At 59.9% G+C, this 12,870-nt stretch carries 10 protein-coding genes and 1 rRNA gene (1 of these 11 running past the window's edge); 4 read left to right on the top strand and 7 right to left on the bottom strand.

Going from position 1 to position 12,870, the window contains the following annotated elements; all coding sequences use genetic code 11:
- Positions 1-66: 66 nt before the first annotated feature.
- Positions 67-492: a hypothetical protein gene (locus JFU48_RS03670; RefSeq protein WP_201135872.1), complete on the top strand. Its 426-nt coding sequence runs from the start codon at positions 67-69 to the stop codon at positions 490-492.
- 78 nt (positions 493-570) lie between these two features.
- Here JFU48_RS03670 and JFU48_RS03665 read toward each other — a convergent pair whose 3' ends face one another.
- The 7 genes from JFU48_RS03665 to JFU48_RS03635 form a co-directional block, all read right to left on the bottom strand.
- Positions 571-1,497: an ABC transporter permease gene (locus JFU48_RS03665; RefSeq protein ID WP_201135871.1), complete on the bottom strand. Its 927-nt coding sequence runs from the start codon at positions 1,495-1,497 to the stop codon at positions 571-573.
- Positions 1,497-2,603 (bottom strand): ABC transporter permease, encoded by a 1,107-nt coding sequence (locus JFU48_RS03660; RefSeq protein ID WP_201135870.1) that lies wholly within the window; start codon positions 2,601-2,603, stop codon positions 1,497-1,499. Before JFU48_RS03660 ends, JFU48_RS03665 begins: the two co-directional genes overlap by 1 nt.
- Before the next feature lie 15 nt (positions 2,604-2,618).
- Positions 2,619-4,166, bottom strand: a complete 1,548-nt coding sequence (locus JFU48_RS03655; RefSeq protein ID WP_201135869.1) for an ABC transporter ATP-binding protein — start codon at positions 4,164-4,166, stop codon at positions 2,619-2,621.
- A gap of 536 nt (positions 4,167-4,702) precedes the next feature.
- Complete coding sequence (locus tag JFU48_RS03650; protein ID WP_103484554.1) at positions 4,703-5,284, bottom strand: IMPACT family protein; 582 nt, start codon at positions 5,282-5,284, stop codon at positions 4,703-4,705.
- A gap of 7 nt (positions 5,285-5,291) precedes the next feature.
- Positions 5,292-5,942, bottom strand: coding sequence for a TetR/AcrR family transcriptional regulator (locus tag JFU48_RS03645; RefSeq protein ID WP_201135868.1), 651 nt, complete (start codon positions 5,940-5,942; stop codon positions 5,292-5,294).
- An 87-nt stretch (positions 5,943-6,029) separates the two neighbouring features.
- On the bottom strand, positions 6,030-7,418 hold the full coding sequence (locus JFU48_RS03640; protein WP_201135867.1) for a uracil-xanthine permease family protein: 1,389 nt from the start codon (positions 7,416-7,418) through the stop codon (positions 6,030-6,032).
- A 121-nt stretch (positions 7,419-7,539) separates the two neighbouring features.
- Complete coding sequence (locus tag JFU48_RS03635) at positions 7,540-8,460, bottom strand: LysR family transcriptional regulator (protein ID WP_007968115.1); 921 nt, start codon at positions 8,458-8,460, stop codon at positions 7,540-7,542.
- A 138-nt stretch (positions 8,461-8,598) separates the two neighbouring features.
- On the opposite strand from JFU48_RS03635, the gene JFU48_RS03630 reads away from it, so the two are divergent.
- The 3 genes from JFU48_RS03630 to JFU48_RS03620 all read left to right on the top strand — a co-directional run.
- Positions 8,599-9,948 carry an aspartate aminotransferase family protein gene (locus JFU48_RS03630; RefSeq protein ID WP_003221395.1) on the top strand — a complete coding sequence of 450 codons (1,350 nt, stop codon included), beginning with the start codon at positions 8,599-8,601 and terminating at the stop codon, positions 9,946-9,948.
- 76 nt (positions 9,949-10,024) lie between these two features.
- The gene (locus tag JFU48_RS03625; protein WP_003221397.1) at positions 10,025-11,518 is read left to right on the top strand and encodes a CoA-acylating methylmalonate-semialdehyde dehydrogenase; all 1,494 of its coding nucleotides are present in this window, start codon (positions 10,025-10,027) and stop codon (positions 11,516-11,518) included.
- Positions 11,519-12,147: 629 nt separating this feature from the next.
- A 16S ribosomal RNA gene (locus JFU48_RS03620) occupies positions 12,148-12,870 on the top strand; it runs 814 nt beyond the window's last position.

Here is a 12,870-nt window from a genome sequence, read left to right as displayed (position 1 = left end):
GGTATTGACCCTGGAGCATACTCCAGGCTTTACCGTGGTTGCTCCTCAAATTTTGGAGCAAGGACGATGTGGACTTCGACCCAGTATCGGAATGTGGTGCGCGGCAGCGCCTGGTATGACCTGATCGTCACGGCCGCGTTTGCCACGCCGTGGAGTTTTGCCGCGTTACATGGGGCGTTGACGGCGCTGAGTCAGGCGCTGGATTTGCCCGGTGAACTGCCGGCGTTCGCGCCGGCGCATATGTTGATGGCGAATCTGTTGGGTTCGGTGGTGTGCGTGTGGGCGGTGCTGCGGATTCGTGATCCGCAGGCGCTTTATGGGCGCTATGACGCGGTGGCGCGGTTGCTGTTTGCGGCTTGGCAGGGGTATGCCTTGGCCCATGGCGCCAGCTCGTTGCTGGTGGTTTTTTTGGCTTTTGAACTGGCGTGGGGCGTGGCTCAGGTGTTGCCCGTTCGGACGCCTTCGCGAGCAAGCCCGCTCCCACAGGGTTAGTGTCGTTCGCGAACTGTGTGATCGCCGCAGAACCTGTGGGAGCGGGCTTGCTCGCGAAGAGGCCCTTGTAAACAACCATTAATGCCCGGCCTGCCACGGCTGCCCTAGCGAAACCGGCGCATACAACCGAGTCCGCACCGCATCCCGCGACAACAGCACCAACACCAAAATCGTCGCCACATACGGCAGCATCGCCAGCAGACTCGACGGAATCGCCAGACCCAACCCCTGCGCCACCAGGTGCAGGATGCTGGCGAGGCCGAACAGGTACGCCCCGAGCAACAAGCGCCACACCCGCCAACTGGCAAACACCACCAGCGCCAGCGCAATCCAGCCGCGCCCGGCGGTCATGTTTTCCGCCCACATCGGCGTGTACGCCAGCGACAGATACGCCCCCGCCAACCCGGCCATCGCTCCGCCAAACAGTACCGCCAGTGTGCGCACGGTCAGCACCGGCAAGCCCATGGCACTGGCCGCGTCAGGGTTCTCGCCAACGGCCTGAACGATCAAGCCGACACGACTCTTGATGATCACCCACGCCACCAGCGCAAACAGCGCGAACGACAGATACACCAGCAGATCCTGGGCAAACAGCATCCGGCCGATCAGCGGAATTTCGCTCAAGTACGGAATCGCCAACGGCTCGAATCCGGCCAGCGGCTTGCCGACCCACGCCGCGCCGACAAAGGTCGACAGGCCCACACCGAAGATCGTCAGCGCGAGCCCGGTCGCCACCTGATTGGCGTTGAACACCAGCGCGACCAGGGCAAACAGCGATGACAAGAGCATCCCCGCGAGCATCGCCAGCAACACGCCGAGCCACAGGTTGCCGCTGTTGAGGGCGACGATAAAACCGATCACCGCGCCAAACAGCATCATCCCTTCCTGCCCGAGGTTGAGCACGCCGCTCTTCTCGCAGATCAACTCACCCAGCGCCACCAACAACAGCGGCGTGCCGCAGCGCACCATGGCGTAGAAAATATTGCTCAGCAGATCGATATCCATCACAGCGCTCCGGCGGTTACGGCGGTGGTCGACGCGCGCCGTGCCCAGCGCAGTTTCAGGCGTGGCCGATAGAGAATCAGCACGTCGCAGGCCAGCAGGAAAAACAGCATCATTCCCTGGAATAGTTGGGTGATCGCTTGCGGCAGATTCAGGGTCATCTGCGCGCTCTCACCGCCGATGTACAGCAGCGCCATCAGCAGGCTCGAGAACAGAATGCCAATCGGATTCAGCCGGCCGAGAAACGCTACGGTGATCGCCGCATAGCCGTACCCCGGCGAGACTTGCGGCACCAATTGCCCGATCGGCCCGGTGACTTCGCAGACCCCGGCCAGCCCGGCCAAACCACCGCTGATCAACAGCGCGAGCCAGATCAGACGTTTCTCGCGAAAACCGACAAACCCCGCCGCACGCTTGTCCAGACCGAGCACCTTGATCTGGAAACCGACAAAGCTTTTCTGCAACAACACCCACACTGCAACCAGCGCGAGCAGGGCGAAATACACCCCGGCATGCACCCGGCCATCCTCCATCAGCAGCGGCAGGCGACTGGCGTCGCCGAACATCGCCGACTCGGGAAAGTTGTAGCCGGCCGGATCCTTCAGCGGCCCGTGCACGCAGAACAGCAACAGGTTCAGCGCAATGTAATTGAGCATGATGCTGGTGAGGATTTCGTTGGCGTTGAAGCGCGTGCGCAGCCATGCCGTCAGCCCGGCCCAAGCGGCGCCGGCGACAGTGCCGGTGAGCAGGATCAGCACCAGTGCCCAGCGGCTTTGCAGGTCGATGATGTTCACCGCCAAGGCGCTGCCGGCGAGTGCGCCGAGGAGCAATTGGCCTTCGGCGCCGATGTTCCAGATCCGCGCTTGATAAGCCACCGCCAGACCGAGTGCGCAAAGCAGAATCGGCAGCGCCTTGACCAGCAGTTCGGAGACGCCATACAGATCGATGACCGGTGCGATCAACAGCGTATGCAAAGTTTGCAGCGGGTCATGCCCCAGGGCGATGAACAGCAGCGAGCCGCAGCCGAGGGTCAGCAGCGCCGCCAGCAGCGGCGAGCACCACAACATCAGGCGCGATTGTTGGCCACGGGGTTCGAGGGAAAGCAGCATGTTGGGAAAACTCCGTCAGGCCGTGGCCGATGAATGCGCGTGGTTGATGTGCCCGGCCATCCAGCCGCCGACATCGCTCAGCAGGGTGTCGGTGGTGTTCTGCAGCGGCGACAGACGCCCCGCGCACAGCGCGCCGAGGCGGTCGCTGATCTGGAACAGTTCGTCGAGGTCTTCAGAGATCACCAGGATCGCCGCGCCGGCATCGCGCAGGGCAATCAGTGCGCGATGGATAGTCGCCGCTGCGCCGACGTCCACGCCCCAGGTCGGGTGCGCGGCGATCAGCAGTTTCGGTTGCTGAAGGATTTCCCGGCCAAGAATGAATTTCTGCAGATTGCCACCGGACAGGCTGCGTGCGGCAGCGTGCGTGCCTGGGGTTTTCACCCCGAAACGCTGAATGATCTGCTGTGCGAGGGCTTCGACTTTACCGCGCTCGATCAAGCCGCTGCGCACCAGCCCCTGTTGAAAGGCCGTGAGCAAGGCGTTGTCGGCGAGGCTCAGTTCCGGCACCGCGCCGTGGCCCAGGCGTTCTGCCGGGACGAACGCCAGACCGAGTTGGCGCCGCGCATCCGGGCGCAAATCGGCGACCGCTTGCCCGGCGAAACAAATGGTTGTCGCGCTGTCGCGGGGCAGGGTTTGTTCACCGCTGAGCAGCGCCAGCAACTCATCCTGTCCGTTGCCCGCGACCCCGGCGATACCGACGATTTCGCCGCTGCGTACTTGCAGGTTGATGTCGCTCAACGAGCAGCCGAAGGGATCGGGGTTGTGCCAGCGCAAACCGTTGACCCGCAGAAAGTCCGCGCCGCCGCTGACCTTCGGGTACTCGCCGATCAATGCCGCCGCTGCGCCAACCATCATCTGCGCCAACTGCTGATCCGAGCATTCGGCCGGCACACAATGCCCGGCGACGCGCCCGCCGCGTAGAACCGTGGCGCTATGGCACAGGGCGCGCACTTCCGCGAGTTTGTGGCTGATAAACAGAATGCTGCAGCCCTCGGCGGCGAGGCGGCGCAGGGTGATGAACAGTTCGTCGGCCTCTTGCGGCGTCAGCACTGAGGTCGGCTCGTCGAGGATCAGCAGGCGAATGTCCTGCATCAGGCAACGAATGATCTCCACCCGTTGCCGTTCGCCGATCGACAGGCTGTGGACAAGTCGCTCCGGCTCCAGCGCCATGCCGTAGCGGCGCGACACTTCGCGAATCTTCGACTCAAGCTGTTTCGGCGTGCCGGCCTTGGCGCCCATTGCCAGAGCAATGTTCTGCGCGACGCTGAGGGTTTCGAACAGCGAGAAATGCTGGAACACCATGCCGACCCCCAACTGTCGGGCCTGCGCCGGGTTGCGAATATTTACTCGCTGACCCTGCCAGAGCATTTCCCCCGTATCGGCCTGGGTCACGCCGTAGATGATCTTCATCAAGGTACTTTTGCCCGCGCCGTTCTCACCGAGCAGCGCGTGGATTTCCCCGGGCGCGATGCACAGGTCGATGGCGTCATTGGCCAGGCAACCGGGGTAGCGTTTGCTGATCTGGCGCAGTTGCAAGCGCGGCGTTGAATCTGGGCTTGGCATGACAGGCTCGACTGACTTGGAGTTGTGCCTGTGGATAAAGCAATTTCCTGGCCATTGAGTCAGGAACCTCCGCATCCCTTGAGTGCGAACGGCTGGAGTAGGGCCTCGGCGGAAAGTCGGTGAATTCTTCGGCACCAATTGGGAGCAAAGGTGTTGATCAGGCTCCAGTTTTGCTCGCGGATATTTGGTTAAAAAACGAGCAAACTGTCGGGAGCTATGCAGAACCTGCGACTGCGCGAGTCATGAACGGGTTATCCACAGGTTGCTCCACAGTATTTGTGCGCAATCAGAAAACCTTGGCATAAGCGCGGGAGTGCTATCTCCCAATAGCGATAAACAGCTCTAACTGATTGTTTTTACGCGTAATTAAACTTTCTTCATGTGAATTGCGCGAAAAGTGAACAAATCCCGCAAAGCCACGTGACAGAAGGGTTACAGCGGAATGTACTCAGGTTATCCACAGTCGGGTGCACAGCAGATGTGGGCAAGTTATTGGAGTAAAGGAATCCGTCGATGCCCTAAAAGATCGCAGCCTTCTAACGCTGCAGCACTATCCGCCCACGGCTCAAATCCGCCAGTTGCGTTTGCAGCAACTCGATCTGCGCCTCGCCCAGCGCCAACTGCAACTCCACGCCATTGGCGGTGAAGTTTTCTTCGACGATTAACCCACCCAGATCCGCCACCCGCAGCTTCACCAATGCCAATTCGGCAAAGCCGCAGGCGCAACTGAGCGGCACACGGCTGATCAACTCGACTTTCGCCGCCGCTTGCAGGCACTTGTTCGCGCCGCCGCCATAGGCCCGGGCCAAACCGCCAGTGCCCAGTTGGATGCCGCCATACCAGCGGATCACCAGCACTGCGACCTGATCGCAATCCTGCGCTTCGATGGCCGCCAGAATCGGTCGCCCGGCGGTGCCGCCGGGTTCGCCATCGTCGTTGCTGCGGTATTGCGCACCGAGCTTCCACGCCCAGCAGTTATGCGAGGCGTTCAAGTCGCTGTGTTGTTCGAAGAACGCCTGCGCGTCGGCGGGGCTGCCGATCGGCGCCGCGAAGGTGATGAAGCGGCTCTTGCGAATCTCTTCGCGGTACTCGCAAAAACCGCTGAGGGTGAAAGGCATAAACGTCTTAAATAGTCGGGGTGAGGCCGCAGCCTTTGAGAATGATGCGGATCAGGTTGTTGCCGGCGTCTTCCATGTCCTGCCTGGTCAGCTTGCTGCGACCGCTGACGCGGCAGATCTGCGTGGCGAAGTCGGCGTAATGCTGGGTGCTGCCCCACAGCAGGAAGATCAGGTGCACCGGATCCACCGGGTCCATCTTGCCCGCATCGATCCACGCCTGGAACACGGCCGCGCGGCCCTGGAACCAGGCGCGGTAATCCTGGTTGAAATACTCGGTCAGGCATTCGCCGCCACTGATCACTTCCATCGCGAAGATCCGCGAGGCTTGCGGTTGGCGGCGGGAGAATTCCATCTTGGCGCGAATGTAGCGGGTCAGCGCTTCGGCCGGATCGTCCTCGGCCGTCAGGGTGTTGAAGGTGCTGTCCCACAGTTCGATGATGTTGCTCAGCACTGCCACGTACAACCCCAACTTGTTGGTGAAGTAGTAATGCAGGTTCGCCTTGGGCAACCCGGCATTCTGCGCAATGGTGTTCATGCTGGTGCCTTTGAAACCGTGACGGGCGAACTCGTCTTCGGCGGCTTTGAGGATGGTCTCTTCGTTCTTCTGACGAATGCGGCTGGCGGGTTTGCCGCCATGAGCGGGGACTTCAAAGGTCATAGGCACTTCCGGTTTGTCTGTGGGTGCAACCAGTTGCGTTGATAACGCACCCACAGGCATCCGACAAGTCCTGATGCAATAAAACCGTTACGCCTGTTCGATCTTGTTCAGCGGCGCGGCGGATTCGACGCTGGTGGTTTTCGCCTCCGGCAGCAACAGACACAGGAGGATCGCGGTCAGGCCGCCGCTGGTGATCGCCGAATCGAACAGGTTTTGCACCAGTTTCGGCAACAGGTGCAGCAGGTTCGGTTGCGCGGCAATACCCAGGCCGACGCCGAGTGAGGTGGCAATGATCAGCATGCTGCGTCGGTCCAGCGGCGACTGCGCGAGAATCCGCACCCCAGCCGCCGCTACGCTGCCGAACATCACCAGGGTGGCGCCGCCGAGCACCGGTTTCGGGATCTGCTGCAGCACCGCGCCGATCATGGGGAACAGGCCAAGACAAAACAGAATCGCGCCGATGTACAGCCCGACATAGCGGCTGGCGACGCCGGTCAACTGGATCACGCCGTTGTTCTGCGCAAACGTGGTGTTGGGGAAAGCGCTGAAGGTGGCGGCGATCATGCAGCTCACGCCGTCACCGAGCACGCCGCCGCGCAGTCGGCTTATATAAGAGGGGCCGCTGATCGGCTGGCGGGCGAGCATGCAGTTGGCCGTGAGGTCGCCGACGGTTTCGATGGTGCTGATCAGATAAATCAGTGCGACCGGCAGGAAAGCCGTCCAGTCAAAGCTGAAACCGAACTTGAACGGTGTGGGAAGACTGACCAGGGGCAAGTCAGGCAATGCCTGCGGAACCAGTTTGCCACTGAACCACGCGGCCAGACTGCCGAGCAGCAATCCGATGATGATTGCCGACAGCCGCACCCACGGCGTGTTCGAGCGATTGAGCAGGATGATCGTCAGCAACACGAACACACCCAGCGCCAGATTGCCCGGCGCGCCGAAGTCCGGCGCATTGAAACCACCGCCCAGATCGGTGATGCCGACCTTGATCAGACTGATGCCGATCAGGGTGATGACAATTCCGGTCACCAGCGGCGTGACGACCCGGCGCAACTGACCGATGAAACGGCTGAGAATGATCTGCACCACGGCACCGAAAAAACACACGCCGAAGATCATCGCCAGAATGTCTTCCGGGCTGCCGCCACGCTGCTTGACCAGAAACCCGGCCGACAGCACCGCGCCGAGAAAGGCAAAACTGGTGCCCTGCAAGCAGATCATCCCGGCGCCGATGCCGAATGGCCGCCGCGCTTGAATAAAGGTACCGACCCCGGACACCATCAGCGCCATGCTGATCAGGTACGGCAGATGCGCGGTCAGGCCGAGGGCCGAGCCGATTACCAACGGCGGGGTGATGATGCCGACGAAACTGGCGAGCACGTGTTGCAGGGCGGCGAGGATCGCGGCGGGTGGTTTGGGACGATCGTCGAGGCCGTAGATCAGGTCGCTGGAGGGGGCGGAATCTGGCTGCATGGGTTTGGGCTTCTTGTTGAAGGATCGAGGTTGATCCTGCTTTGCAAAAAGCTGTCCACTTGCTCAGGTTATTGTTTGTTTCTCTTGCTCAGGCCCAGCGTGGCTGGGCTTCTGCTGAATCTCAACGTGTCGCCGCCAGGCTCTCCAGAAAGCTTTCCAGCACCAAATGAGGGCGCCGCCCCTTGCGCGTGACCGATGCGAGGCTCAGGTCGTAGAACCGCGTCGTCGATTTCAGCGCACGCAAGCGCCCTTGCTGCACCCACAGGCTGGCGTAGTGATCCGGCAGATAACCGATGTAACGCCCAGTCAGAATCAAAAACGCCATGCCCTCACGGTCGGACGCACTGGCGGTGCAATTGAGCGCCTGATAATGCGCCTGAATCTCCGCCGGCAAACGAAACGTCGGCGCAATTGCGTCCTGACTATTAAGACGTTCGTCATCCAGTTGCTTGTCATCGACATAGAACAGCGGGTGGCCGACCGCGCAATAAAGCAGCGAGCGTTCGCTGTACAACGGCTGATACTCCAGCCCCGACAGTGCGCTGGCCTGTGGCACCACGCCGACATGCAGGCGACCGTCGAGTACGCCTTGTTCGACTTCATTGGGCGCGATCATGCGGATCTGGATCTGCACGTCCGGCCCGCGCTCCTTCAGCTGGGCGAGGGCATGGGTGATGCGCATGTGGGGCAGGGTGACGAGGTTGTCGGTCAGGCCGATGATCAGTTCGCCACGCAGGTGCTGGTGCAGGCCGTTGACCTCGGTGCGGAAACTTTCCAGCGCACTCAATAGTTGCAGCGCCGATTGGTAAACCTCGCGGCCCTCTTCAGTCAGCGAAAACCCGGCGCGGCCGCGCTGACACAAGCGCAGGCCGAGGCGCTGTTCGAGATCGCTCATTTGCTGGCTGATTGCCGAGCGACCGATGCCGAGCACGGTTTCCGCCGCCGAGAAGCCGCCGCATTCCACCACGCTACGAAAAATTCGCAGCAGACGTATATCAAAGTCACTGACCTGGGCCAGCGGATCGGGGCGGCGACTGCTCATGCTGTTGTTCTCATTGTTTAGCAGGCTTCTAACTGAAGGTTAGAAAAGTTGGATTTCACCGACTTTATCCGCGTGGCAATTTAGCTGCAACAACGCTTTTTATCTCCCTGATGCTTATGCCCTGCGAGGTTTTGCCCGATGAACATGCCTGAAAACGCGCCGTCGCCACTGGCCAGCCAACTGAAGCTGGACGCGCACTGGATGCCGTACACCGCCAACCGCAACTTCCAGCGCGATCCGCGTCTGATCGTCGGTGCCGAGGGCAGCTGGCTGTTCGATGACAAGGGCCGCAAGATCTACGATTCGCTGTCCGGTCTGTGGACCTGCGGCGCCGGGCACACCCGCAAGGAAATCCAGGAAGCGGTATCCAAGCAACTGGGCACCCTCGATTACTCGCCAGGCTTCCAGTACGGCCACCCGTTGTCGTTCCAGTTGGCCGAGAAAATCACTGACCTGACTCCGGGCAATCTGAACCATGTGTTCTTCACCGACTCCGGCTCCGAATGTGCCGACACTGCGGTGAAAATGGTCCGTGCCTACTGGCGCCTGAAAGGTCAGTCGACCAAGACCAAAATGATCGGCCGTGCCCGTGGCTATCACGGCGTGAACATCGCCGGCACAAGCCTCGGCGGCGTCAACGGCAACCGCAAGCTGTTCGGTCAGGCGATGATGGACGTCGATCACCTGCCGCACACGCTGCTGGCCAGCAACGCATTCTCCCGTGGCATGCCGGAGCAGGGCGGTATCGCCCTCGCCGATGAACTGCTGAAGTTGATCGAACTGCACGACGCGTCGAACATCGCGGCGGTTTTCGTTGAGCCGATGGCCGGTTCCGCTGGTGTGCTGGTTCCGCCTCAGGGTTACCTGAAGCGCCTGCGTGAGATCTGTGATCAGCACAACATCCTGCTGGTATTCGACGAAGTGATTACCGGCTTCGGCCGCACCGGTTCGATGTTCGGCGCCGAAAGCTTTGGCGTGACCCCGGATCTGATGTGCATCGCCAAGCAAGTGACCAACGGCGCGATTCCGATGGGCGCGGTGATTGCCAGCTCCGAGATCTACCAGACCTTCATGAATCAGCCGACTCCGGAATACGCGGTGGAATTCCCCCACGGCTACACCTACTCGGCCCACCCGGTGGCGTGCGCCGCTGGCCTGGCGGCACTCGACCTGCTGCAAAAGGAAAACCTGGTACAGAGCGTGGCCGAGGTTGCCCCGCATTTCGAAAACGCGCTGCACGGCCTGAAAGGTTCGAAAAACGTCATCGACATCCGTAACTACGGCCTGGCCGGTGCCATCCAGATCGCGGCCCGTGACGGCGACGCCATCGTGCGTCCATTCGAAGCCGGCATGGCCCTGTGGAAAGCCGGGTTCTATGTGCGCTTCGGCGGCGACACCCTGCAGTTCGGCCCAACCTTCAACAGCAAGCCGCAAGACCTCGATCGTCTGTTCGACGCGGTTGGCGAAGTGCTGAACAAGCTCGACTGATTTTTCCCTCTATATATACCTGCGAATAACAGGCGCCCCATGCGGGCGTCTGTACACAAGAATTCAGGAGTTTTCGATGAGCGTTATCCCGCATTTGATCAATGGCGAACTGGTGACCGAGAACGGTCGCGCGGTTGATGTGTTCAACCCGTCCACCGGTCAGGCGATCCACAAGCTGCCGCTGGCCACCCGCGAAACCATTCAACATGCAATCGACGCCGCCAAAGCTGCGTTCCCGGCATGGCGCAACACCCCTCCGGCCAAACGTGCTCAAGTGATGTTCCGTTTCAAGCAACTGCTGGAGCAGAACGAAGCGCGCATCTCGCAATTGATCAGCGAAGAACACGGCAAGACCCTCGAAGACGCTGCCGGTGAACTGAAGCGCGGTATCGAGAACGTCGAGTTCGCCTGCGCCGCCCCGGAAATTCTCAAGGGCGAGTACAGCCGCAACGTCGGCCCGAACATCGACGCCTGGTCGGACTTCCAGCCACTGGGCGTGGTTGCCGGTATCACGCCGTTCAACTTCCCGGCGATGGTGCCACTGTGGATGTACCCGCTGGCGATCGTCTGCGGGAACTGCTTCATCCTCAAGCCGTCCGAGCGTGACCCAAGCTCGACGCTGCTGATTGCTCAATTGCTGATTGAGGCCGGTCTGCCCAAAGGCGTGCTGAGCGTGGTGCATGGCGACAAGACTGCAGTGGACGCGCTGATCGAAGCGCCGGAAGTCAAAGCATTGAGCTTCGTCGGCTCGACGCCGATTGCCGAGTACATCTACGCCGAAGGCACCAAGCGCGGCAAACGCGTTCAGGCACTGGGCGGGGCGAAGAACCATGCGGTACTGATGCCGGATGCGGATCTGGACAATGCGGTCAGCGCGCTGATGGGCGCAGCGTATGGTTCTTGCGGTGAGCGCTGCATGGCGATTTCGGTCGCGGTGTGTGTCGGTGATCAGGTGGCGGATGCGCTGGTGGCGAAACTGGTCCCTCAGATCAAGGCGCTGAAAATCGGTGCCGGCACTTCGTGCGGTCTGGACATGGGCCCACTGGTAACCGGTCAGGCGCGGGACAAGGTCAGCGGTTATGTCGATGACGGCGTGGCAGCGGGCGCAACCCTGGTGGTCGATGGTCGTGGCTTGAGCATTCCGGGTCATGAAGAGGGCTTCTTCCTCGGCGGCTGCCTGTTCGACAACGTCACCCCTGAAATGCGCATCTATAAGGAAGAGATCTTCGGGCCGGTGTTGTGCGTGGTCCGGGTCAACAGCCTGGAAGAGGCGATGAAGCTGATCAACGATCACGAATACGGCAACGGCACCTGCATCTTTACCCGTGACGGTGAAGCAGCGCGTCTGTTCTGCGACGAGATCGAAGTCGGCATGGTCGGCGTTAACGTACCGCTGCCGGTACCGGTTGCCTACCACAGCTTCGGCGGCTGGAAGCGTTCGCTGTTCGGCGACCTGCATGCCTATGGCCCGGACGGTGTGCGCTTTTACACGCGTCGCAAGGCCATCACTCAGCGCTGGCCGCAACGTGCGAGCCATGAAGCTTCGCAATTCGCGTTCCCTAGCTTGTAAGTAGAAGGCACGACGAAGGCCGACCTCTAGAGGTCGGCCTTCGTGTTTTCGGGGCTTTTTGACCGATATGACAGAAATGTGAAAAAAGCTGTTGACGGCAGATTCTGGAGGTCTATAATTCGCCCCACTTCCGGCGCAGTCGAAACGGAAAACTCCTTGGGATTCAATGAGTTACGCAGTTTTCGACAGCGGCTTGCTTCAGTTCATCGAAGCCTGGAAAGAGTTGAAAGAGCGGTGATGTTTGGCTCTTTTGACGGTTCGATCTTCTCGGTCGAAAGCGGAGAAAAAGAGGTGTTGACAGCAGCGTGTAACGCTGTAGAATTCGCCTCCCGCTAACGAGAGATCGGAAGCGCAAGTGGTTGAAGTTGTTGAAGAAATCTTCGAAAACTTCTGAAAATAATCACTTGACAGCAAATGAGGCTGCTGTAGAATGCGCGCCTCGGTTGAGACGAAAGATCTTAACCAATCGCTCTTTAACAACTGAATCAAGCAATTCGTGTGGGTGCTTGTGGAGTCAGACTGATAGTCAACAAGATTATCAGCATCACAAGTTACTCCGCGAGAAATCAAAGATGTAACCAACGATTGCTGAGCCAAGTTTAGGGTTTCTTAAAAACCCAAAGATGTTTGAACTGAAGAGTTTGATCATGGCTCAGATTGAACGCTGGCGGCAGGCCTAACACATGCAAGTCGAGCGGATGAAAGGAGCTTGCTCCTGGATTCAGCGGCGGACGGGTGAGTAATGCCTAGGAATCTGCCTGGTAGTGGGGGACAACGTTTCGAAAGGAACGCTAATACCGCATACGTCCTACGGGAGAAAGCAGGGGACCTTCGGGCCTTGCGCTATCAGATGAGCCTAGGTCGGATTAGCTAGTTGGTGAGGTAATGGCTCACCAAGGCGACGATCCGTAACTGGTCTGAGAGGATGATCAGTCACACTGGAACTGAGACACGGTCCAGACTCCTACGGGAGGCAGCAGTGGGGAATATTGGACAATGGGCGAAAGCCTGATCCAGCCATGCCGCGTGTGTGAAGAAGGTCTTCGGATTGTAAAGCACTTTAAGTTGGGAGGAAGGGCAGTAAATTAATACTTTGCTGTTTTGACGTTACCGACAGAATAAGCACCGGCTAACTCTGTGCCAGCAGCCGCGGTAATACAGAGGGTGCAAGCGTTAATCGGAATTACTGGGCGTAAAGCGCGCGTAGGTGGTTTGTTAAGTTGGATGTGAAATCCCCGGGCTCAACCTGGGAACTGCATCCAAAACTGGCAAGCTAGAGTATGGTAGAGGGTGGTGGAATTTCCTGTGTAGCGGTGAAATGCGTAGATATAGGAAGGAACACCAGTGGCGAA

This window comes from Pseudomonas sp. TH49 (assembly GCF_016650625.1).
GTDB classification, from domain to species: Bacteria; Pseudomonadota; Gammaproteobacteria; order Pseudomonadales; family Pseudomonadaceae; genus Aquipseudomonas; species Aquipseudomonas fluorescens_H.
This window is presented reverse-complemented; position numbering and strand designations above follow the sequence as displayed.